This is a genomic window from Nesterenkonia suensis (genome assembly GCF_054782935.1).
This window is the reverse complement of record NZ_BAAGRN010000001.1, coordinates 182038-203933: the sequence shown is the minus strand read 5'-3', so window position 1 is coordinate 203933 and position 21896 is coordinate 182038. Positions and strand designations below refer to the sequence as shown.

General features: G+C 69.8%; 18 protein-coding genes, 1 tRNA gene, 1 other RNA gene and 2 riboswitches. Of the genes, 9 read left to right on the top strand and 11 right to left on the bottom strand.

Annotated elements, in window-relative coordinates; translation table 11 throughout:
• Positions 1–182 precede the first annotated feature (182 nt).
• Entirely contained in the window at positions 183–551 is a 369-nt protein-coding gene (locus ACYVKI_RS00895) for a hypothetical protein (RefSeq protein ID WP_460688466.1), read from the top strand.
• 76 nt (positions 552–627) lie between these two features.
• Here the strand turns inward: ACYVKI_RS00895 and ACYVKI_RS00890 are convergent, their stop codons facing one another.
• Genes ACYVKI_RS00890 through ACYVKI_RS00875 form a run of 4 tightly spaced genes read right to left on the bottom strand, consistent with a single transcriptional unit; the run spans position 628 to position 3122 of the window.
• Positions 628–1152: a LytR C-terminal domain-containing protein gene (locus tag ACYVKI_RS00890; protein WP_460688465.1), complete on the bottom strand. Its 525-nt coding sequence runs from the start codon at positions 1150–1152 to the stop codon at positions 628–630.
• A 35-nt stretch (positions 1153–1187) separates the two neighbouring features.
• Entirely contained in the window at positions 1188–1850 is a 663-nt protein-coding gene (locus ACYVKI_RS00885) for a thermonuclease family protein (protein WP_460688464.1), read from the bottom strand.
• A 26-nt stretch (positions 1851–1876) separates the two neighbouring features.
• A complete protein-coding gene (locus ACYVKI_RS00880) occupies positions 1877–2179 on the bottom strand; it encodes a P-II family nitrogen regulator (protein ID WP_460688463.1) in 303 nt (100 codons plus the stop codon).
• Positions 2180–2189: 10 nt separating this feature from the next.
• On the bottom strand, positions 2190–3122 hold the full coding sequence (locus tag ACYVKI_RS00875; RefSeq protein WP_460688462.1) for a sodium-dependent bicarbonate transport family permease: 933 nt from the start codon (positions 3120–3122) through the stop codon (positions 2190–2192).
• Between the two features lie 123 nt (positions 3123–3245).
• On the opposite strand from ACYVKI_RS00875, the gene ACYVKI_RS00870 reads away from it, so the two are divergent.
• The 3 genes from ACYVKI_RS00870 to metE all read left to right on the top strand — a co-directional run bounded on the left by ACYVKI_RS00870 (position 3246) and on the right by metE (position 7527).
• A complete protein-coding gene (locus ACYVKI_RS00870) occupies positions 3246–3533 on the top strand; it encodes a helix-turn-helix transcriptional regulator (RefSeq protein ID WP_460688461.1) in 288 nt (95 codons plus the stop codon).
• A 168-nt stretch (positions 3534–3701) separates the two neighbouring features.
• Positions 3702–3841, top strand: a riboswitch (SAM riboswitch).
• Between the two features lie 62 nt (positions 3842–3903).
• Entirely contained in the window at positions 3904–4908 is a 1005-nt protein-coding gene (locus ACYVKI_RS00865) for a methylenetetrahydrofolate reductase (RefSeq protein WP_460688460.1), read from the top strand.
• A gap of 183 nt (positions 4909–5091) precedes the next feature.
• Positions 5092–7527 carry a 5-methyltetrahydropteroyltriglutamate--homocysteine S-methyltransferase gene (gene metE, locus ACYVKI_RS00860; RefSeq protein WP_460688459.1) on the top strand — a complete coding sequence of 812 codons (2436 nt, stop codon included), beginning with the start codon at positions 5092–5094 and terminating at the stop codon, positions 7525–7527.
• A gap of 139 nt (positions 7528–7666) precedes the next feature.
• Here metE and ACYVKI_RS00855 read toward each other — a convergent pair whose 3' ends face one another.
• The 6 genes from ACYVKI_RS00855 to ffs form a co-directional block, all read right to left on the bottom strand.
• Positions 7667–8569 (bottom strand): DUF4097 family beta strand repeat-containing protein, encoded by a 903-nt coding sequence (locus ACYVKI_RS00855; protein WP_460688458.1) that lies wholly within the window; start codon positions 8567–8569, stop codon positions 7667–7669.
• Complete coding sequence (locus ACYVKI_RS00850; protein ID WP_460688457.1) at positions 8566–9231, bottom strand: response regulator transcription factor; 666 nt, start codon at positions 9229–9231, stop codon at positions 8566–8568. The genes ACYVKI_RS00855 and ACYVKI_RS00850 overlap by 4 nt, the downstream gene beginning before the upstream one ends.
• A complete protein-coding gene (locus tag ACYVKI_RS00845) occupies positions 9222–10565 on the bottom strand; it encodes a sensor histidine kinase (RefSeq protein ID WP_460688456.1) in 1344 nt (447 codons plus the stop codon). The genes ACYVKI_RS00850 and ACYVKI_RS00845 overlap by 10 nt, the downstream gene beginning before the upstream one ends.
• Positions 10566–10665: 100 nt before the next feature.
• Positions 10666–12372: an alpha-keto acid decarboxylase family protein gene (locus ACYVKI_RS00840; protein WP_460688455.1), complete on the bottom strand. Its 1707-nt coding sequence runs from the start codon at positions 12370–12372 to the stop codon at positions 10666–10668.
• A 136-nt stretch (positions 12373–12508) separates the two neighbouring features.
• Positions 12509–13039, bottom strand: a complete 531-nt coding sequence (locus tag ACYVKI_RS00835) for a hypothetical protein (RefSeq protein WP_460688454.1) — start codon at positions 13037–13039, stop codon at positions 12509–12511.
• Between the two features lie 109 nt (positions 13040–13148).
• Positions 13149–13245: signal recognition particle sRNA small type (gene ffs, locus ACYVKI_RS00830), an RNA gene on the bottom strand.
• Between the two features lie 248 nt (positions 13246–13493).
• Here ffs and ACYVKI_RS00825 point away from each other — a divergent pair.
• Positions 13494–13578, top strand: a tRNA-Ser gene (locus tag ACYVKI_RS00825).
• A 301-nt stretch (positions 13579–13879) separates the two neighbouring features.
• Positions 13880–13986, top strand: a riboswitch (TPP riboswitch).
• Positions 13983–15797 (top strand): phosphomethylpyrimidine synthase ThiC, encoded by a 1815-nt coding sequence (gene thiC / locus ACYVKI_RS00820; protein ID WP_460688453.1) that lies wholly within the window; start codon positions 13983–13985, stop codon positions 15795–15797. It overlaps the preceding riboswitch by 4 nt.
• Before the next feature lie 33 nt (positions 15798–15830).
• Here the strand turns inward: thiC and ACYVKI_RS00815 are convergent, their stop codons facing one another.
• Complete coding sequence (locus ACYVKI_RS00815; protein ID WP_460688452.1) at positions 15831–16622, bottom strand: O-methyltransferase; 792 nt, start codon at positions 16620–16622, stop codon at positions 15831–15833.
• Between the two features lie 162 nt (positions 16623–16784).
• Between ACYVKI_RS00815 and ACYVKI_RS00810 the strand changes: the two genes are divergently transcribed.
• The 3 genes from ACYVKI_RS00810 to recR all read left to right on the top strand — a co-directional run bounded on the left by ACYVKI_RS00810 (position 16785) and on the right by recR (position 21793).
• Entirely contained in the window at positions 16785–17846 is a 1062-nt protein-coding gene (locus tag ACYVKI_RS00810) for an acyltransferase family protein (protein WP_460688451.1), read from the top strand.
• Between the two features lie 155 nt (positions 17847–18001).
• On the top strand, positions 18002–21097 hold the full coding sequence (locus ACYVKI_RS00805) for a DNA polymerase III subunit gamma and tau (protein ID WP_460688450.1): 3096 nt from the start codon (positions 18002–18004) through the stop codon (positions 21095–21097).
• A 99-nt stretch (positions 21098–21196) separates the two neighbouring features.
• Positions 21197–21793 carry a recombination mediator RecR gene (gene recR, locus ACYVKI_RS00800; RefSeq protein WP_460688449.1) on the top strand — a complete coding sequence of 199 codons (597 nt, stop codon included), beginning with the start codon at positions 21197–21199 and terminating at the stop codon, positions 21791–21793.
• Positions 21794–21896: the final 103 nt, after the last annotated feature.

The window sequence follows — 21896 nt, the reverse complement described above, 5'->3', positions numbered from 1 at the left end:
GCCGCTCGGGCCTGCGTGGAGACGCCCCAAGACCAGACCTGACCGGGGACGTCATCGCCACACCCGTCTACTACACTGTGTAGAAGACCGCTGGGCCGAGCCTCTCGGCTGACCGGCCGAAGGTCCGGTCCAGCACCGATGGAGGACAGGACGTCCTCCCCACCCCGACACCAAGGAGCCCCATGCCCCGCATCACCGTCGGCCTGGGCGGGATCCTCATCCTGCTCGGCATCATCGCCTACGCCGCCACCTCGTTCGCCAGCGTGACCGCCCTGATCCCGGCGTTCCTCGGCCTGGTGCTGCTGATCAGCGGCCTGATCGGCTTCAAGAGCGCGAAGATCGGCATCCACATCGCCCTGGTGGTCGCCCTGCTCGGCGTCATCGGCACCTCGATGAACGTGATGCAGCTGGGCGCTCTGGTCGCCGGAGAAGCCGAGCGGCCCGCCGCCGTCATCGTCAGCACGGTGACCTTCGTGCTGCTGGTGGTCTACATCGTCATCGGCGTGCGCTCCTTCATCCGCGCTCGTCGTTGGAAGGACGCCGAGGCCTGATTCTCCGCTGACGCACTGCACGCGCGGCGAGGAAAGATGGGCCGCCCCGATACTCTCGGGGCGGCCCATCGTCGTCTCATCCTCCGCCGCAGACCAGCCGGCCCGGTTCCGGATCGACCTGCGCCTCGTCCAGCAGCCCGGTGAACTCGGATCCCAGCACGAGGTCGACGCCGTAGCCCTCTCGGTCGTCGACGTCGATCAGCGCCTGGGGCAGATGCTGCTGCACGGTGTATCCCTGCCGCAGCCCGCGCTCGCCGACACGGATGATGGCCTCGAAGCCGGTGTCGGCGAAGTAGTCGTTGTCCACCGCCTCGACGCGGAACTCCCGATCCGCGAGGCTCCCGGCCACCTCCCCGGCGAGGCCGGGCTCATTGGTGGTGTTCAACACTGTGAGCGGAACCCGTTCCGGCACCACCGGCGCAAGCGTGGCGGTAGGACAGTCTTCGCCGACCGGGATGGAGGCGCCGCCGACCAGGTCCATCTCGATGGTGCCGTCGATCATGAGCCAGCTGCCGACGGTGACCGCCCCGAGGACGCCGATGGTCCCGGCCGCGACCGCGATCCTCTGCCGCCGGGTCACCGGCTCCGGGGTGCTGCTCATGGCTCCATCCTATGTCGACCGCGCCTCGGCCCGAGTCAGGGCAGCGCCGGCTCGCAGCCCAGGTCCTCGGCGAAGAGCCCGACGCCGTCCTCCTCTGCCTGAGCCCAGGCCACTTCCACCGGGTCGAGGAAGCGATCGTTGGGAGGATAGTGCACCGGCACACCATAGCCGTCCCGGGCCATCTGGACGTTCAGCAGCACATCATCCCTCCAGACTCCGGCGAGCAGGCGGTCGTACCGGTCGGTGCGCTCCCGGTCGAATTCGAGGATGACAGGGTCCCCCGGCGCAACCAGTGACTCCATATGCGCTGAGGACTCCGGACCCAGACATTCGACGGGCTGGTGAGGGTGCACCGACTCGGGGGTGTCGATGTTCAGGAGCCGGACCCGCTCGTCACGCCCGTCCAGCTCCACGACGAGCGTGTCCCCGTCGACGACCCGCACCAACGTGCCGCGTTCCGCCCCTTCGGAGCGTTCGGGGAACGGGCCCTCGTCCTGACCCAGGATCCAGCTGATCACCGCACCGATCACGATCAGGCACACCAGTCCCACCAACCACCACAGCAGTCCCTGACTGCCACCGCAACGGCGTCCGCGCCACCTGCCGCCTCCGGCACTCCTGGAAGCAGTGTGCAGCGACCGGCGCACCGATCTCCGCACATTCCGGCGCATCTCGTTCCTCAGGTACTGGTCAGGCATGCATGTCAGCCTAGGCGGAACCGAGGTCAGAACTTCTCCGGACGCAGCACCTCGACGTCGATGACCCACACGGTCATCGCATAGTCCCGGTAGTAGTGCTCCTGCAGATACGCAGAGACCGCCTGAGCGGTGCCCGCGTCACAGACGACCTCCACCCGGATGTTCGCGCTGGCCTCCCAGCCTGCATCGCGCACTCCTCGGCGGCCCTTTCCCCGGGCGTCGGTGATCGTATGCCCACGAGTGCCGAGCTGCTCCAGATCACGCAGGATCTTTCCCTCCAGGGCCGCCTCGGTGACGATGGTCAGCAGTTTGCGCGCGTGCGGATCCATGAGCCTGCTCCTAGCCATGCACCCAGGTGGCCATGGCGTGGTAGATGGGTATGCCGATCAGGACGTTGAACGGAAAGGTGATGCCCAAGGCGGCGGCCAAGGACAGCGTCGGGTTCGCCTCCGGCACGGAGATGCGCATGGCGGCCGGGACCGCGATGTAGGACGCGCTGGCAGCCAGCGTCGCCAGCACCACCGTACCCCCGAGGGAGAGGCCCAGCAGCATGGCTGTTCCCGTGCCCACCACTGCGGAGAACAGCGGCATACCGATGGCGAATGCGGCCAGAAACACCCCATGTCTCCGGAGCCCTGCTACCTGGCCTGCCGTGATGAGCCCCATCTCCAGGAGGAACAATGCCAGAATCCCCTTGAAGAGGTCCATGAACAGAGGCTCGAGCGGAACGACGCCTTCAGGCCCGGAGGCCCAGCCGATGAGCAGACCCCCCAGCAGGAGCACGATGCCCTTGCCCAGGAACACCTCGTGCATCACCGAGCCCCAGCGTGTGGACCGGCTGACGCCCCTGGCTAGCACGATCCCGACGAGGATCGCCGGCACCTCCAGAATGACCAGCAGCAACGGCATGTGTTCTTCGAAAGGCACACGGCGACTGCCGAGATAGGCAACGGCCACAGCGTAGGTGCCGACGCTCACAGAGCCATAGTGCGCGGCGATCGACGCGGCATCCACGCGAGCCAGCCGTCCCAGGAGTCGGAGCACAGGGAACGCGGCGAGGGCGAGGAGGAACCCCATGGCCACCACTCCGACCATCTGCGGCAGCAGCTCTCCCAGGGGCTGCTTCGCCAGCTCCACGCCTCCTTTGAGCCCGATGGCCAGCAGCAGCACGATGGTCACCAGCTCATAGACGGCGGCAGGCAGCCGCAGCTCAGAACGCAGCAGTCCGGCCGCGATGCCGAGGACGAAGAAGAGGATGACCGGGTCGAGCATGCAGCGGGTCCTTCCGGGAGGGTCCTGCACGACGGGGCCACCGGGCGGCCGCCCCATTGCTGACACACAATACACGACTTTTGTTTCATGTTTATTCTGTCACCCTGGATCTATACTGACCCCGTGCCGGATTCAGAGTGGACCTTCCTCACCAACCACGCCCATGTCATCCTCTGCGTCGCCAGAGAGCCCGGCATGCTCGTCCGGGAGATCGCTCGGAAGGTCGGGATCACCGAGCGCGCCGCCCAGCGGATCCTGGCGGACCTGATCGCCGACGGATACGTCGACAGGGAGCGCGAAGGCCGCCGCAATCGATATCGAATCCATCGCGACCGGCCCCTTCGGCATCCCCTCGAGCGCCATCACAGCATCGGAGAGCTCCTCGCCACGCTCGGCGACCCTCCTGCGTGACACAGTCGATGCACCGCTCCACGAGACGCGTGGACACGCCTCACGCCCTGCCGCACACCTCACGCCAGCACCCCGTGTTCATTATGTTCATATATCGTCATCCATGACGTCGACCCTTCTCTCGCATGCCCGACCGTGCTAGCGTCGTGGCAGAGAAGAACACCGAAGGATCACGAGAACCGGTCACATAAGCTCTGGCTTGGCCGGTCGGCAACCCTTTCCCGCGTGACGGGGTGCCCCAGATGACGATCCGGCCGCGAAACTCGTATTCACTGCGATGAATTTATCTTCAGCGGCAAGCACGGCGCAGGGGAAGCCTCCCTGTGGCGCCTCATGAACGATGATGAACGCCCCACACGGAGGACCCTCCATGACACCATCTGTGCCGTCCGCCGGCACTCTGCCTCAGCACGCCCTGGATTCGGACGACCACACGTCACACACCTCCTACTTGGTGCAGCGCACCCGACGCCGCTCGCTGATCTCTTTCGAGGTCTTCCCGCCGCGTCCCGCCACCGCTGGCCGCGACCCCTGGCGCAGCATCGAGCTGCTGGCCGAGGCCGGTCCGGACTACTTCTCCGTCACCCACGGCCACAACCAACCCGAGGGGGCCAACCTGGAGGTCATCCGGCACCTGCTCCGGAGCACCCCCGCCCCCGTGATGGCACACCTCATCAGCGCAGGAAGCACTCCTGCCCAGGTGCGCCGCGCCGTGGAGCAGCTGCTGGACCTCGGCGTCCGGGACGTCCTGGCCCTGCGAGGGGATTCTCCCGACGGGGGCCGGCAGTGGGTCCACCAGCCCGGCGGACTGAATCGGGCCGCCGAGGTGGTGCGCCTGGTCCGCGAGGTGGAGGACGAGCGGCTGGACCCTCCCAAGGGGCCGGGCGCCCGTCCGGTGTCCATCTCAGTGGCCGCCTATCCTCCCTCCGGCACGGACAGGGACCACGCGGCGGACCTGTGCGCACTGTGGGAGAAGCAGGAGGCCGGCGCCGACTACGCGATCACCCAGGTGTTCTATGACCCCGAGGACTACGCCCGTCTGGTGGACGACGCCCGATCTCAGGGCATCCACCTGCCCGTGGTCGCCGGGCTGGCCCCGCTGACGAGCCCCACGCGGCTGCGGCGTCTGGAGGAGATCTCGGGAGTTCCGGTGCCGCAGCACCTGTTGGACTACCTCGACGTCGCAGACCCGGCCGAACGACGACGCCGCGGGGTGGCCGCCACGCTGAACCTGATCGACGCGGTCCTCGAGCTCGGATGTCCCGGGCTGCACCTGTTCACGTTCAACCAACACCCGGCCGCTCTGGCGATCCTCGATCACCTCAGGATCCGGGATGCCGCACGTCAGCAGCGGGTCCTACCCGAGCTGTCCTGACGCCGGAGCGCACCGCTCCCCACCTCACAGGGCCCCTTCATGCCTGCGGACCGCGTCGCGGTCGGCTGTCCTGGTGCGCCCTGCCGCCTCACCCGGGACGAACCGCCCGGGCACTCCATGCGACCCGTCCATCACCTGCGTCTGACCCCAGACACACCTGACACATCTGACAGAGGAGACATCATGACCACCGCCCCTGCCCGCCCCGAGGACCAGCCGCCCGCTCAGGTTCCCGCCCTGCCGGCCACCGTACTCGGATACCCGCGTATCGGACCGAACCGGGAGATCAAGAAGGCGCTGGAGGCCCATTGGCGCGGCGGAGACGTCGCCGCGCTGCGCGAGGCGGTCCGCGCCCACCGCACCCGCACCCTGGGCCATCTGGCAGGCCTCGGCCTGGAGGCGGACTCGGCGATCCCGGCCGACGGCGCCGTGATCGATCAGGTCCTGGACGCCTCGGTGCTGCTCGGCCTGGTGCCACGGCGCTTCCGCGAGGCCGGGTTCTCCGCCGCCTCCCCGGACTCCGGTGAGGGTCTGGCACTGGTCTCCGCGCTGGCCCGCGGCACCTCCACGGTGGAGCCGCTGGAGCTGACCAAGTGGTTCGACACCAACTATCACTACTACGTGCCGGAGATCGAGCCCGACGTCGCCTTCTCCCCTCAGCCGGACGCCGTCGCCGAGCGCTTCCGCACCTTCCGCGATCTGGCCGCCGAGACGGCCGGTGCGGCCCTCCCCCGGCCCACCCTGCTGGGCCCGGTGAGCTTCCTGCTGCTGGCCAAGGCCGTCAGCTCCGCCGAGAGCCCCGCCGACGGCACCGACGGCAGCCTCGCCCAGGAGTCTCGGTTCGACCGGCTCGATGAGCTGGTGACCGCCTACTCCACCCTGCTCGGCGCCCTCCAGGACGCCGGCGCGGCCTGGGTGCAGCTGGAGGAGCCCGCCCTCGCCTCCGACGGCTGGGACCTCCCGCGGGAGCAGATCGTCACCGGCCTGCGCACCGCCTATACGGCGTTCGCGGGGCTCACGGAGCGCCCGGCGCTGTTCGTGCCGGTGAGCTACGGCACCGCCGGCGACGACGCCCTGGCAGTCCTCGGCGCAGCCGGCGTCGAGGCGGTGGGCCTCGACCTCGAACGTGGCGTGCTCCCCCCGGAGCAGGCCCTGGAGCCGCTGACCGGACGGACTGTGGCCGCCGGCGTCGTCGGCGGGCTGAACGTGTGGCGCACCGGTGTGGCCCGGGCCGCCGGGCTGCTGGACCAGCTGCGGGAGCGCCACGAGGGTCCGCTGACGGTCAGCAGCTCCACGTCGTTGCTGCATGTCCCCCATGACGCCGCCCGCGAGACGCAGTTGGACCCGCAGGTGGCCGGCTGGCTCGCCTTCGCGGACCAGAAGGTCGGCGAGGTGCTGGCACTGGCCGGTCACCTCTCCGAAGTCCCGGACGCTCTGGAGGGGCTGCGCGCCGATGATGCCTCGCGTCGCAGGCTCCGGGAGCAGCACCCGCAGGTCCGGGTGGAGGCGGTGCGCCGTCGTCTGGACGAGGTGCTGCCCCAGGACCGTCGGCGGGCCGACGCCGAACACCGCCGGGCCGCGCAGGAGGCGGCTCTGGATCTGCCGCCGCTGCCGACCACCACGATCGGCTCGTTCCCGCAGACCCCCGAGATCCGCCGAGTGCGGGCCGCCCACCGACGCGGCGCCCTCCACCAGCAGGGATACGAGCAGGCCATCCGCGGGCAGATCGCCGACTGCATCCGCCGCCAGGAGGACCTGGGTCTGGACGTGCTGGTGCATGGCGAGGCGGAGCGCAATGACATGGTCCAGTACTTCGCGGAGAACCTGGAGGGGTTCATCACCACCGCCCACGGCTGGGTGCAGTCCTACGGCTCGCGCTGCCTGCGACCGCCGATCCTCTTCGGCGACGTGCACCGCCCGGACCCGATCACTGTGGAGTGGACCCGCTACGCCGCCTCACTGACCCGCCGGCCCGTCAAGGGCATGCTGACCGGCCCGGTGACGATCCTGGCCTGGTCCTTCGTGCGGGACGACCAGCCGCTGGCCGCCACGGCCGACCAGATCGCCCTGGCCCTGCGGGACGAGGTGGAGGATCTGCAGGCCGCCGGGACCCGGATCATCCAGGTGGACGAGCCGGCGCTCCGGGAGCTGCTGCCGCTGCAGGTGGCCCAGCGACCCGAGTATCTGCGCTGGTCGGTGGAGTCCTTCCGCCTGGCGACCTCCGCGGCGAAGCCGGACACCCAGCTGCACACCCACCTGTGCTACTCGGAGTTCGAGACCGTCATCGACGCGATCGACGCGCTCGACGCCGACGTCACCACCCTGGAGGCATCCCGCTCCGGCTTCGAGGTGGTCACCGCCCTGGCCGAGCACGGCTTCTCCCGCGGCATCGGCCCGGGCGTGTGGGACATCCACTCCCCCCGGGTGCCCGGCGTGGACGAGCTCATCGAACGGCTGCGACTGGCCGCCGAGGTGCTGGACCCGCAGATCGTGTGGTCCAACCCGGACTGCGGCCTGAAGACCCGCGGCTGGGAGGAGACGGAGGCCTCGCTGCGCCATCTCGTCAACGCCACCGCGGTGGTGCGCGCCGAGCTGGCGCGGGTCCCGGCCGGAGTATGACGCTCCGTCGGTGAGGTCAGGATCACGACGGCGGCGGGCCGGCAGCCGCGGAGCTCGGCTCTGCGGCGGCCGGCCCGCCCTCGTCATGCCCAGACTCCGTGACTCCGTGGCTCCGTGACTCCGTGGCTCCGAGCCTGGGTCAGTCCCGCTCCCAGGGCTTCGGCGGCGCGCTGGTCAGCGTGATGTCGCCGTCTCCGGTACGCAGGGCGATCCGGCAGGTCACCTCGTCGTCATCCTCCCTGTTGACAGTCTCCTCTCCGAGGTCGACGTCGACCTCCCCCGACGCCTCGGTCTCCACCGTGCACCGCCACGGATCCTCCTGGGCCGGCAGGGTGATGCTGATGTCCCCGCGGCCGGTGCTGACCTCCAGGGACGCGGGCAGCGCGGTGTGAGTCAGGTCCAATGATCCGACCCCCGTCTGCACAGCGACGACCTGGCCGCTCAGCCCTTCGGCGTACACCCCGGACTGGAGAGTCCGGACATCGACGTCACCCTGGATCCCGAACAGCATGACGTGGCCGGCCACGTAGTCGGGCTCCCCCACCACGGTGACCTCGCCGAGGTCTCCTCCGGTCAGCCACAGGTCGAGATCGCCTTCCAGGTGCTGGACGGTGTAGTACATGCCCTCGGCGGAGACCACACTCAGGTCCTGTTCGCGCGGGATCAGCAGCTCCTGATCGACCAGGGTCCCGCAGTCCGGGGCGCAGCGGGTGGTCACGGCGGTGGCGCCGTCGAGCTGGGTGACCTCGGTGAAGGGGTCTCCCGGCACCCGGTGGAGGTTCTCTGTCAGCTCCATGCGGTCGCGGTCCTCCCCGGAGAACGTCATCTGCAGGGCCTCGCCGGAGTACCAGATCGCCTCCTGCGGATCACCGAGAGTGCGCTGGATCTGCTCCGGCTCGCGGCCGCCGGCCAACCAGGTCAGCTGGAGGATACCCACGAGTGACGGGTGCACACAGGCTGCCAGCACCAGGGCGGTGAGCACTGCACCGAGCCCGCCCCAGAGCCTCCGGGGCCATCGGCTGGTCCTCGGCGTGGCACTCATGCGACTCCCCTCTCCCGCCCGGAGGACAGGTAGGCCAGCACGGCCAGCACCCGCCGGTTGTCGGTGCTGGCCGGAGGGATGTCCAGCGTGGTGAAGATGGCGTTGATGTGCTTGGAGACCGCGGAGTCGCTCAGGTGCAGGGCGGCGGCGATCCCCCCGTTGGAACGCCCCTGCGCCATGAGCTGGAGCACCTCGAGCTCACGCGGGGTGAGCGCGTCGAGACCGTCGCGCCCGGCCTGTCGGCTCAGCAGCTGGGAGACCACCTCCGGATCCAGGACGGTGCCGCCGGCGGCCACCTCGTGGACCGTGTCGAGGAAGTCGTCCACTTCGGCGACCCTGTCCTTGAGCAGGTATGCCACACCGCGCGTCTCCCCGGTCAGCAGGTCCACTGCGTAGCGTTCCTCCACGTACTGGGAGAGCACGATCACGGCCAGCTCGGGTCGGTCCGCACGGAGTCTGAGTGCAGCGCGGATGCCCTCATCGGTGAAGGTCGGCGGCATCCGGACGTCCACGATCACGAGGGCCGGGTCCTGCTCGTCGACCGCCTCCAGTAGCGCCTGGGCGTCTCCGACGGCCGCGACGACGTCGATCCCGGCATGCTCGAGCAGGCGCACCAGTCCCTCGCGCAGCAGCACGGAGTCCTCGGCGATGATCACGCGCACGGCAGCACCGCCTCCACTCGGGTCCCGGCTCCTGCCGGACTGTCCACCATGAGCCGCCCCTCCACTGCGCTGACGCGACGCTGGAGGCCCTGCAGCCCGGTGCCGGAGGCCGGGTCGGCTCCGCCGGCGCCGTCGTCGTCGATGCGCACCATCAGTTGATCGTCCTGGCGGGTGATCCGGACGCTGGCCTGGTCCGCCCGGGCGTGACGCATCGCGTTGTTGAGCGCCTCGGCGACCACGAAGTAGGCGACCGCCTCGACCTGGACCGGGGGACGCGGCTCAACCTCCACGCGGATCTCCACCGGGAACGGGACACGGTCGGCGAGCGCGGAGATCGCTGCGTCGAGTCCTCGGTCCTCCAGCACGGCGGGGTGCAGTCCGCGGACCAGGTCGCGGATCTCCTGCAGCGCGGAGGTGACCTCCCCCTGGGCACGGACCAGCGTCTCGCGGAGCTGTTCCGGGTCCTGGGCGTGCATCCGGCGGGACAGGCCCAGATCCACGGCGAGTGCGGTCAGCCGCTGCTGGGCGCCGTCGTGGAGGTCGCGTTCGAGGCGGCGCCGTTCGGCGTCGGCGACGTCGACGGCGTCGGAACGGGCCTGGTCCACCTGCTCCAGTCGGGCCTGCAGCCGCGCAGTCTCATCTGTGCCGTAGAAGCTCCGCAGCAGGCGGCGGTCCAGCTCACTGAGTCCATGGATGATCCACGGAGAGGCGAGCAGCGTGACCGCTGCCAGCAGCCCCAGGAGCAGGCCGGTGATGTCATCGAAGAGGGTGGAGCGCGACAGCAGCGCGTCCCCGGCGACGACCAACAGCAGGAGCACCATCGCCGTCACCGTGGAGAGCACCGCGCCTCCAGCCAGCAGACTGGAGACGACGGCACCGCTCACGCTCCGCCCGAGCATGCCGGGCTTGGTGCGGTCATTCTTCCGGATGATCAGGCAGCGCCACCAGGGCAGACCGTCTGGGGTGGGCGGCGGGTTCAGCGCCTCCCCCAGCAGGTGGGTGGCTCGGGAGAACTGGAGCTGATCCGCCACGCGCGCGACGGCGGGGAGCACGGCCACCGCGACGATCGGCGCGATGATCATCGCAGTCACGAGCCTGGTGCTCAGCGACCAGGAGTCGAGGAAGGTGAGGAGCGGTCCGCCGGCATCTCCAGGGCTGAACGTCAGGACCCGCCACAACGCGAAGAACGCCGTCATCGGCATCATCCAGACCAGCCACCCGGTGGTCAGGGAGATCAGCTCCGTGACCATCCGCTCCAGTCGAGCCCGCAGACTGAGCCGGACGCCGTCGTCCGGCGCCGCGCTGGCTTGGGGCTGCGGTGTCGTCGTCATCATCTTCGAGCCTAAGCGGCCTGGGCGGGGACGGCGAGCCAGGCAGCTGCCCGGTCCTGGTGCAGAAAACTGCACCCGGACCGGGCATCATGGCAGGCCAGAGTCAGCGCTTCAACGCGTTGGCCACGTCCTCCAGCAGCTGCGGGATGTCGTCACGGTGCGTCACGGCCTCGATGAACACCAGCTTCTCGCGGTTCTCCATGGCGTCCTGGCAGGCCTGCAGCAGCTCGGCCTCGGTGGAGGCCCGGCGGAACAGATGCCCCTCCTCCGTGGCGCCGAAGAGCTGCGGCACCAGCTCCCACCGCCAGGGGGCGATGTCGTTGTAGATCTCGTCGGGGCCGTGGATGGCGCGCTCCACGGTGTAGCCATCGTTGTTGACCAGCACGACGACGGCGGGCAGCTTCTCGCGGATGATCACGCCCATCTCCTGGATGGTCAGCTGAGCGGAGCCGTCACCGATGAGCAGCACGGGGCGACGACTGCGGTCCGCCAGGCCGGCCCCGAGGATCGCGGGCAACGTGTACCCGATCGAGCCCCACATGGGCTGACCGATGAACGTGGACTTCGCCGGGAACCGGTGGGTGGCCATGCCGAAATAGCTGGTGCCCTGGTCGGCGGCGACGATGTTGCCCGGTTCCAGCTGGGCGGCGAGGATCTCCCACAGGCCGTCCTGTGTCAGGGCGACGTCTGAGGGGTCACGCGGGGTCTGCGGTCCGGGTGCCTCGGAGGAGGGCATGGGGGCGACGTCGCCGAGATCCGAGATCACCCGGTGCAGCACGGACAGCGCCGCCTCCAGGGAGATCGGGGTGAAGACCTCGTCACCGATCCGAGCTCCGAAGCGGGAGATGTCGATGAGTCGCGCAGGATCGAGATCCATGGAGAACCCGGCGGTGGTGTTGTCGGTGTACTCCACGCCGAGCGTAATCAGCGCATCGGCTCCTTCGATGACATCGCGCACCCGCTGCTGAGAGGCGGCCCCGGAGTAGATGCCCACGAAGTTCTCGTCGGATTCGTCCACCAGGGTCTTTCCCCAGGCGAGGGTCGCGAAGGGCAGGTTCGAGTCGGCGAGGAAGGAGGCGAGCTCCTCGGTGGCCCCGAGGCGATGGACCAGCAGGTCGGCCAGCACGGCGGTGCGGCGGCCGGGCAGGAAGCGGCGCAGCGCCTCCTCGAAGGCGGTCTCCGCTCCGGGGGTGGTCACCGGCAGGTCGGTCATCAACGGCGCCGACGGTGGGAAGGCCGGCACCTCGGCGACGTCGGCGGCGAGCATCAGGTAGCCGGGACGGCGGCGGAAGACGACGTCCCGCAGGACACGGTCGATCTCCCAGGTGGCGGTGGCGGCGTCGAGGTCCGCGTGCGCGCAGGTGACCTCCTCCGCCATGCGGAGGAAGTGCTTGAAATCGCCGTCGCCCAGCGAGTGGTGGATCTTCCGGCCGGAGGCCTGGGCCTCCTTCGGCGGGGCTCCGACGATCTGCACCACCGGCACGGACTCCGCGTAGGAGCCGGCCAGCGCGTTGATGGCGGAGAGCTCTCCCACGCCATAGGTGGTCAGGAAGGCGCCGATGCCGCGGATGCGGGCGTAGCCGTCGGCGGTGTAGCCGGCGTTGAGCTCGTTGGCCGATCCCACCCAGCGGATGTCGTCATGGGCAACCACGTGGTCGAGGAATCGCAGGTTGAAGTCCCCGGGGACTCCGAAGAGCTCGGTGAGGCCCAGTTCGGCCAGACGGTCGAGCAGATAGTCACCGATGGTGTAGCCAGGCCTGCTGGGGGCTGAAGGAGTGATCGCAGCCTCGGCGGTGGGGTTCTCGGACACGTGGTTCGCCTTCCGGTCGTGGCGGGTCGCCTTGTGGGCGACCGCCGGGATGAAGTGGTCAGTTCGCCCCGGGTCACGGGACGCGCTGTTCTCCATTGTCCAGGAAGCGGGGAGGGAACTTCCCCACGCAGCGATCTCAGTCGCCGGGTGAAGCACCCCGGCGGCGTTCACGTTCGGCGCTGCCCCAGGCTGCAGTCCCCGCGGCCACCGCCAGCACCGTCCGCGGGGCGGGGACGCGGAGACGCCGCAGCCCGTTCTCCAGTGCCGTGTCCGCCCAGAGGCTCGTGCGCATCGTTGCGTAGACGGCGGCCCCGAAGAATCCGGCGGCGGCCAGCCGGACGGGCAGCGGAGCCTCAGTGCCGGACTCAGGACCGGACTCTGGACCGGACTCTGGACCGGACTCTGGACCGGACTCAGTGCTGGGCTCGGCGACGGACTCAGCGATCTCGAGCCCCGTCTGCCGAGCGATCCGTTGCGCCTGCTCGGGAAAGAGGAACACTGCCGCCATCGTGACCGACGGGACCCAGACGATCGTCTCCCGCAGCCAACGGGGATAGCGACGGACCGGGATGAGAGCGGCGGCGCTGATCGCGAATCCTTGGCCGACGGGACCTCGGCAGATCTGCAGCAGCGGGGACGGTGTGCGTCGGTGCGCGGGATGAGTCATGGGCCCCACGCTAGTGAAGGAGGCGAAGCGTCGTCGTCATCCCCGAGAAGGAGGCCGCGGGGATAGGGAGCGCAGGCCCGACCCGTGGCGCAGATCGCCGGGCGGGCAGAGAAGTGGCCCCACGTGCACCTGCCAGAGCCCACCTACCCTTGCTACCTTCCGGTCCTGGGGGAGTTCAGCAGGATGACACCACACGTGGGGCCGTGGACCATCGTAGCCCGGAGATCCGCGCCCGCGCCAACTGGCCCGTCCACGGGGCCGCCTGCCCTCGGCCTCGCCCGTGACCGTGGCCCCGCTGGCATTCGTGCAGGCACATGTCTGACGGTCGGCGTCGCGCGCTGACGCCCGTCATGGCGCCGATCCGGACTCGATGTGCATTTTCGTGCTGTTCTTCGCTACGATGGAGTCTGCTCTCGCGACGTCGGGTGTTCGCACCTGCGGACCGAGTGCTCCAGGAGGATTCGCCTAGCGGCCTATGGCGCACGCTTGGAACGCGTGTTGGGTTCACGCCCTCGGGGGTTCGAATCCCCCATCCTCCGCTCGAAGCACGAGGCCCTCGGTCATCTGACCGGGGGCCTCGTCGTGTCTGCGGCGCCGTCTCTCCTCCCGGCGTCAGCGCTTCTCCACTCCCCCCCCCCTCTCGAGTGGCCACGCCTGACGGCATCTGCCCGGAGCACGCCGACGAGCATCTTCAGATGCCGGGATTCGCGGCCACTGGATGCTCCCGGCACACGTGGCGCGATGCACGACCAAGACCCGACGCGCAGACCCGAGGCGCTCCCGTCCTCCCAGGTCACGCGTCATATGACGACGTCGCCGCCGGGCAGTGGGTTACGCTCGACGAGTCCACACGGGTGCCCCTGCAGGGGCTGAGATCAGGCGATGCACGCCTGGACCGTCGAACCTGACCGGGTCATGCCGGCGTAGGAAGTGAGGGCTCATCATGAGCGATTTCTCTGTGCACACCACCCCTTCGGCGAACACCACCGCCTCCCCCACGGAAGAGGCCCACCCCGCCCACGAACGGGCCAGCATCACCGACGGCTCCGGCCTTGAGGTCCCCGTCACCCGGATCCGCCTGCACGACTCACCGGACGGCTCCGCCAATGAGCGGTTCGAGGCCTACCGGACCGCGGGCCCCGGCGGCGACCCGCTGGAGGGGCTGCCGCCGTTCCGCGAGCCGTGGATCCTCTCTCGGGAGGACACCGAGAAGTACCCCGGCCGGGGCCGTCGCCTCGACGACGACGGCCGCTCGGCGGTGCGCCGCGGGGCGGCCAGCGACGAGTGGCGCGGCAGAGGTCCCGTGCCGCGCCGCGCCCTGCCGGGGAGGAAGGTCACCCAGATGCACTACGCCCGGCGCGGCGTCATCACCGAGGAGATGCGCTACGCGGCCCTGCGGGAGGGCTGCGACCCGGAGACGGTGCGCGCCGAGGTGGCCGCCGGGCGGGCCATCATCCCGAACAACATCAACCACCCGGAGTCCGAGCCGATGGTCATCGGACGGGAGTTCCTGGTGAAGATCAACGCCAACATCGGCAACTCGGCGGTCACCAGCTCCATCGCGGAGGAGGTGGACAAGCTGCGCTGGGCCACCCGGTGGGGTGCAGACACCGTCATGGACCTCTCCACCGGGGATGACATCCACACCACCCGGGAGTGGATCCTGCGCAACGCCCCGGTGCCCATCGGCACCGTGCCGATCTACCAGGCGCTGGAGAAGGTCGACGGCGACGCCTCGGCCCTGACCTGGGAGGTCTTCCGGGACACGGTGATCGAGCAGTGCGAGCAGGGCGTGGACTACATGACCGTCCACGCCGGGGTGCTGCTGCGGCACGTGCCGCTGACCGCCGAGCGGGTCACCGGCATCGTCTCCCGTGGCGGGTCGATCCTGGCCGGCTGGTGCCTGGCGCATCACCGGGAGAACTTCCTGTACACGCACTATGACGAGCTGTGCGAGATCTTCGCCGCCTACGACGTCGCCTTCTCTCTGGGCGACGGGCTGCGGCCGGGATCGATCGCGGATGCCAATGACGAGGCCCAGTTCGCGGAGCTCGACACCTTGGCGGAGCTGACCCGGCGGGCCTGGGAGCACGACGTGCAGGTCATGGTCGAGGGCCCGGGCCACATTCCGCTGCACCTGGTGCGGGAGAACGTGGAGCGCCAGCAGGAGCTCTGTCACGGGGCGCCCTTCTACACCTTGGGGCCGCTGGTCACGGACATCGCTCCGGGCTATGACCACATCACCAGCGCGATCGGCGCCACCGAGATCGCTCGCTACGGCACCGCCATGCTGTGCTACGTCACCCCGAAAGAGCATCTGGGGCTGCCCAACCGCGACGACGTCCGGGCCGGGGTGATCACCTACAAGATCGCCGCCCACGCCGCCGACCTGGCCAAGGGTCACCCGGCCGCTCAGGCGCGGGACGACGCGCTGTCGAAGGCGCGGTTCGAGTTCCGCTGGAAGGACCAGTTCGCCCTGGCTCTGGACCCGGAGACCGCCCAGGCGTTCCACGACGAGACCCTGCCCACCGAGCCGGCGAAGACCGCGCACTTCTGCTCCATGTGCGGTCCGAAGTTCTGCTCCATGCGGATCTCTCAGGACATCCGAGACGAGTTCGGCTCGGCCGAGGACCAGCGCAGGATCGTGGAGCAGGGCATGGCCGCCAAGAGCCGGGAGTTCGCCGCCGCCGAAGGCAGCGTCTACCTGCCGCCGGAGATCCCGGTGGGGCCGCCGGGAGAAGCCGCCACGGAGTCCTGAGCCGCGCACCGCTCGATGACGGCGGAAGCCGCTTCAGCCGTCGGTGACCACCGCCAGGCTGAACCCGTCCCAGCCTTTGGCCCCGACGGTCTGCACGGCGGTGGCTTCGAGCCGCGGATGCTCGCCCTGCCGCGTGAGGAACCGGCGGATTCCCTGGATGTCCGGGTCCTCCGAGCCGGCCTCCAGCACCCCGCCGTCGCGGACCACGTTGTCTCCGATGATCACCGTGCCGGGCCGCGCCATCTCCAGAACAAGCTCCAAGTAGCGAGGATTGCCGGCCTTGTCGGCGTCGAGGAAGGCCAGGTCGAACGGCGGCCGAGCCCCGGAGGCGACCTCCTCCACCAGGCCCAGCAGCGTCTCCTCGGCGGGGCCCACACGGATGTCCACCCTCTCCCCCACGCCGGCGCCGTCCAGGTTGGCCCGGGCGACGTCGGCGTGGTGGGGCTCGACCTCACAGGTGACCAGCTGCCCGTCGGCGGGAAGGGCCCGGGTCATCCAGAGCGTGGAGAACCCGGCCAGGGTGCCGACCTCCAACACGTGGCGGGCTCCGGAGATCCGCACCATCAGCTCCAGATGCTTGCCCTGGGCGGCGGAGACCTCGATGGCCGGCAGCCCGCCCTCCTCGGCCCGGCGCTGCACGTCGGCGAACTCCGGGCCGGGACGCACCACGGTGTGCTCCACATAGGTGTCGACGGCGGCGGCCTCCGGGGCCCCGATGTCGGGGCCGGGACGGGCCAGGGACGACTGGGCGAACTGGTCGGACTGGGCCGACTGGGCGCCGTCGGGGGACTTTTGCGGGGGATGCTGGGCGTCGGGGAGGTCCATGGACGCCACCCTAGAGCCCACCGTCGACCCGCGGAAAGGGCCGGTGCACCGCCTGCCGCTCCAGGTCAGCGGTGCCCGGGGAGCATCCAGGGAGCATCCGGGGTGAGTCGGTACAATTCGTGCAGTCTGTGACCTCCCCGAGCCAGGAAACTGAGCACACCCATGCCCTCTCCCAGCAGCCCGACGGTGACGCACGCCGCCGCGAGCAGCCGCATGCAGTGGATGGACCTGCTGCGCGGCGTCGCCGTGATCCTGGTGGTGATCCTGCATGCCGCCTCCATCCCGATGTCCACCGGATCAGGGAGCCGCGAGTGGATCCTGGTCAACCGGTACCTGGAGCCCTTCCGGATGCCGCTGCTGATGTTCCTCTCGGGGATGCTGCTGCCGAAGTCCCTGGCCAAGCCGCTGCCCCAGTACCTGTGGGGCAAGTACTCCGCGATCGTCTGGCCCGCGGCGGTGTGGATGGTGCTCTACGGGGTGTTCGTCTACCGCAACGGGCCGTTCCACCTCTCCTACTGGATCACCGGGGATTATCTGTGGTTCCTGCTCGCCCTGTGTCTCTGCTATGCGGCGGCAGTCGTGCTGCGGAGAGCACCGTTTCTCCTGGTGGCGGGGGCCATGCTGGCCGTCGTCGTGCTGGTGGAGGTTCCCTCCGGGCTGCCGCACAAGACTCTCTACTACGGGGCGTTCTTCTTCCTGGGCGCGTGGGCGGGCCCGTGGGTCGAGCGCTGGGGTCGCGTGCCCTGGACGGTGGTGGCGGCGATGGCCGTCGTCGCCGCGGCGTTCTCCCATCTCGGTCGGGAGGACCACGCTCTGCGGATGGGCACCTGGCAGGCCGCAGGGATCTCCCTGCTGGGCCTGGCGGTGATCCTGTGGCTGGCGCCGCGCATTCCACGCGGGACGGTGTCGCGGTTCTTCGAATGGGCCGGGCGCAGCTCAATCGTGGTCTATGTGGCGCATTTCCCGATCCTGGTGCTCATCCACCGGACACTGGACCGCATGGAGGTGTCTCCGCTCTGGCATGTGGGAGTCACCACAGTGCTGGGGCTGGCGCTGACCCTGCTGATGGTGTGGGTGCGGCCCTGGACGACCTGGTTGTACGTCTATCCGCGCCAGAAGCAGGTGGCCCAGCGGCTGAAAGCGCGTGCTGAGCAGCGTGGGGCCGAGCCGGCGTCCGGAAGTCGGCCGCGCAGCGGCCAGTCCGCCTCCGACGCCGCCCGCTGATCTCCGGCTGACGGGACCGGTCGGCCCCACGGGCGGGGCCGCTGACAGAACCCGCCCACGACGCACTGTCGGCCCGCTGGCGACCAGCTGTCGGCACCCTTGACGGCGCTCGGGTCGAGTGCACGTGTTCCACCCAGACGGTAAGGTTCTTCACTGTGAGCACAGCCCTGTATCGCCGGTACCGCCCCGACACGTTCGCCGACGTGATCGGTCAGGAGCACGTGACCGCACCCCTGGTCACGGCATTGGGCAAGGACTCCGTCTCGCACGCCTACCTCTTCTCAGGCCCGCGCGGCTGCGGGAAGACCACCTCCGCGCGGATCCTCGCGCGCTGCCTCAACTGCGCCGAGGGCCCCACCGGCGAACCCTGCGGACACTGTGAGTCCTGCCGCGACCTGGCCACCGGAGGGTCCGGTTCCCTGGACGTCATCGAGATCGACGCCGCCTCCCACGGCGGAGTCGACGACGCCCGCGATCTGCGCGAGCGCGCCACCTTCGCTCCGGTGCGGGACCGCTACAAGATCTTCATCATCGATGAGGCCCATATGGTCACCGCGGCCGGCTTCAACGCCCTGCTGAAGATCGTCGAGGAGCCGCCCGAGCACATCAAGTTCATCTTCGCCACGACCGAGCCGGACAAGGTCATCGGCACCATCCGCTCACGCACACACCACTACCCGTTCCGGCTGGTGCCGCCGGAGCCGCTGCTGCAGTACCTGCAGAAGCTCTGCGACCAGGAGCAGGTCCCGGTGGCGCACGGGGTGCTGCCGCTGGTGATCCGCGCCGGCGGCGGCTCCGTCCGGGACACGCTCTCCGTGTTGGATCAGCTGATCGCCGGATCCACCGACAGCGGCCTGGACTATGACCGGGCGGTGGCACTGCTGGGCTTCACCCACGCCACGCTGCTGGACGACGTGGTGGACTCTGTCGCCGCGTTGGACGGGTCCACCGCCTTCAGCGTGGTCGACCGGGTGGTGCAGTCGGGGCAGGATCCACGTCGATTCGTGGAAGACCTGCTGGAGCGGCTGCGTGACCTGATCATCGTGAAGTCGGTGCCGGACTCTCCCGGGTCGATCCTCCGCGGCGTCCCCGCCGATCAGATCCGACGAATGCAGGATCAGGCGGCCAAGGTGGGATCCGCCGAGCTCTCCCGTGCCGCGGACATCACCGCCCACGCACTGACGGACATGGTCGGCGCGACCTCGCCGAGGCTGCACCTGGAGCTGCTGATGGCGCGGCTGCTGCTGCCCCATGCAGATCAGGGCACCTCCAGTCTGGCGGCCCGGCTCGAGCGCCTGGAACGGCGCGTGGACTTCGTGGCCGGAGCCGGGACCACGCCGAGCGCGCCGGACACCTCCGGCGCACCGGCCGCACCCAGCCCGCAGGCCACACCAGCTGAACCCTCACCGACCGAGACCGTACCGGCTGGCGCCGCGTCCTCCGATCCGACCCCCGGGGCCCCTGTCGCCGCGGAGACGCCGCAACAGACGACAGGATCGGGACCGGCGCCGAGTCCTGAGCCGTCCCCGGCTCCGCGCTCTTCACCGGCGCAGGACACCGCGTCGCCGGCCGATGACGGATGGGCCACCCCCGGAGTGCCACGCCCCGGGGCTGAACCCTCGCCCCTGGAGGAGTCCCCAGCCCGCACTGAGGCCGCCCATGCGGCCGGCACGGCCGGCACGGTCGGCACGGCGGATGCCCCCACGCCCAGTCAGGCAGGCAGGCAGGAGGACGACGCCGACGCGCCCACGGAGGCGGTGCCGCCGACGCAGGCGGCAGCGCCGGGGCAGGAGTCCCCCTCCGCACAGCCGGCCCCGTCGGCACAGCCCGACTCCACACAGCCCGACTCCACGCCGTCTGAGGCTCCGCCGCCGCAGTCCGGCGGCGCCGCGGACAGCACGCGCGTGGAGATGCTGCGGCGCGCCTGGCCGGAGATCGTGCAGTCCTTGGCCTCCCAGTCACGGCTGCTGTGGATGCTGGTCAAGGACAACGCGACCGTGGCCGGCTTCGACGGAAAGACCGTCACCCTGGCGTTCACCAATGACGGTGCCCGGGCCACGTTCTCCAACCGGCGCGGTGACCAGGCGCTGAACGCGGCCATCCACCAGGTCCTCGGCATGCAGGTCAGTTTCGACCTGATCACTGGAGGTGCTCCGCCGGCAGCTGGTCAGGGCCCAAAAGGCCCTAGCCGGCCCACGCCGGCACCTGCCGCCGACCGACCTGCGCAGCCCCCTGTCCAGCCCCCAGCCGAGGGCCCTGCGGAAGCACCTGCGGAGACCCCACTCGACAGTGCCCCGCCGCACAACGGCCGTTCCGCGCACCCACCCCGGCCCGGCACGTGGAGCTCCTATGCTCCCGCCACCCCCACCGACCCGGCCGCACCACCTGCTTCCGCCGCGTCGGCGCCGGCACCCGCCCAGACGGCGGCATCATCGACACCTGTGTCTGCCCCCGCGAACTCTGTGGGCCCGGAGGACGACCAGTCGGCACCGGCCTGGTTGGCCGAAGAGGCACCCGAACCCTACGACGCCGAACCCGAATCTCCTCAGCCGCCGCCGTCGCCGCATCCCGCCTGGAACGGTGACCCCAGCGGCGACCCGGCAGGCTCTGCCCTGTCGGCCGACTCGCCCTCCGAGGCGGATGTCCCCCGCGATCCGGCCGAGCTGACCGATCCCACCTTCGGTCCCACCACCGCGCGCACCCCCAGCCTCGAAGGCCCTGCACCCCAGGACCAGGCCCCACCCCAGGTCCCGGCCCCTCGCCAAGACCACCAGGGGGGACCGGCCCCAGGGCCCGACTCCTACCAGCTCTCGACGGAGAAGCCGCCGGTGCCGGTCTTCGCCCGACCCTCCGCCCGCCCGACACCGTCTGCGTCCCAGCCGCAGACCCGGGGAGAGCCGACGGCGGCGAGCCCCCCTGACGTCGGCGGTGGCAGCCGCACCGGGGCCTCCGGCAGGATCGCGGCCATCAAGCAGCGCATCTCCCAGCGGAGCTCCGGGGCCGAGCCGCCGGGATGGAACGATGCGCCGCCGCCCCCGGACCCCCTCGATGACCAGGGGCCCCCTCCCGCGACGCCGCACCAGGGCCCTGGGGATGCCGACGACCGCACGGAGACCTCCGAGGTCGAGGACATCCCCAGCGATGACGACATCACCGTCGAGGAGTCCTCGGTCTTCGGCCGAAAGGCCATCGAACGGATACTCGGCGGAACACTGATCGAGGAGCGCCGCATGGGCTCGGGGCCCCAGTAGACTGGCGGTCACCCGGCGCACACGCACCACGGGGACCAGCATGTGGCGCCGCGAACTCTCCGTCCACACCGTCCCCGTTGAGAAAGGCGCGTCCCCACTGTGTATGAGGGTGCAGTCCAAGACCTGATCGACGAGCTGGGTCGACTTCCCGGCATCGGGCCGAAGTCCGCCCAGCGTGTGGCCTTCCACATCTTGGAGGCCGACACCGAGGACATGCGACGCCTGGCAGAGGCCATCGTCTCCGTCAAGGAGAAGGTCAAGTTCTGTCAGATCTGCTTCAACGTCTCCGAGCAGGAGACCTGCCGAATCTGTCAGGACGAGCGTCGAGACCGCTCCGTCATCTGCGTGGTGGAGGAGTCCAAGGACGTCATGGCCATCGAGCGGACCCGCTCCTTCCGTGGCTTGTATCACGTGCTCGGAGGCTCGATCAATCCGATCGCCGGCGTCGGCCCGGAACAGCTCCATGTCCGGGAGCTGCTCAGCCGACTCTCCGATGACGCGATCGACGAGGTCATCATCGCCACCGACCCGAACCTCGAAGGCGAGGCCACCGCCACCTACCTGCTGCGCATGCTCGGCTCCATCGGCATCCGGCTGACCCGGCTGGCTTCCGGTCTCCCGGTGGGCGGGGACCTCGAGTACGCCGACGACGTCACCCTGGGACGAGCCTTCGAAGGACGCCGCACCCTCTCCTGACCTGGGCGCCACACCGTCCCCCAGGGTCCCGCGCCAGAACGTTATCCAAGCGTGATGCTCGATTCCATCGAAGACATCACACCTCCTTTCCCTGGCCCATAGG

Bases quoted from the DNA above. Each gene is read 5' to 3' on its own strand.
- ACYVKI_RS00815 (WP_460688452.1), bottom strand. From the start codon at position 16,622: ATGGACCTCCCCGACGCCCAGCATCCCCCGCAAAAGTCCCCCGACGGC.
- metE (WP_460688459.1), top strand. From the start codon at position 5,092: ATGACCACCGCCCCTGCCCGCCCCGAGGACCAGCCGCCCGCTCAGGTT.
- ACYVKI_RS00835 (WP_460688454.1), bottom strand. From the start codon at position 13,039: ATGACTCATCCCGCGCACCGACGCACACCGTCCCCGCTGCTGCAGATC.
- ACYVKI_RS00875 (WP_460688462.1), bottom strand. From the start codon at position 3,122: ATGCTCGACCCGGTCATCCTCTTCTTCGTCCTCGGCATCGCGGCCGGA.
- ACYVKI_RS00845 (WP_460688456.1), bottom strand. From the start codon at position 10,565: ATGATGACGACGACACCGCAGCCCCAAGCCAGCGCGGCGCCGGACGAC.
- ACYVKI_RS00855 (WP_460688458.1), bottom strand. From the start codon at position 8,569: ATGAGTGCCACGCCGAGGACCAGCCGATGGCCCCGGAGGCTCTGGGGC.
- thiC (WP_460688453.1), top strand. From the start codon at position 13,983: ATGAGCGATTTCTCTGTGCACACCACCCCTTCGGCGAACACCACCGCC.
- ACYVKI_RS00890 (WP_460688465.1), bottom strand. From the start codon at position 1,152: ATGAGCAGCACCCCGGAGCCGGTGACCCGGCGGCAGAGGATCGCGGTC.
- ACYVKI_RS00885 (WP_460688464.1), bottom strand. From the start codon at position 1,850: ATGCCTGACCAGTACCTGAGGAACGAGATGCGCCGGAATGTGCGGAGA.
- ACYVKI_RS00880 (WP_460688463.1), bottom strand. From the start codon at position 2,179: ATGGATCCGCACGCGCGCAAACTGCTGACCATCGTCACCGAGGCGGCC.
- ACYVKI_RS00895 (WP_460688466.1), top strand. From the start codon at position 183: ATGCCCCGCATCACCGTCGGCCTGGGCGGGATCCTCATCCTGCTCGGC.
- ACYVKI_RS00810 (WP_460688451.1), top strand. From the start codon at position 16,785: ATGCCCTCTCCCAGCAGCCCGACGGTGACGCACGCCGCCGCGAGCAGC.
- ACYVKI_RS00865 (WP_460688460.1), top strand. From the start codon at position 3,904: ATGACACCATCTGTGCCGTCCGCCGGCACTCTGCCTCAGCACGCCCTG.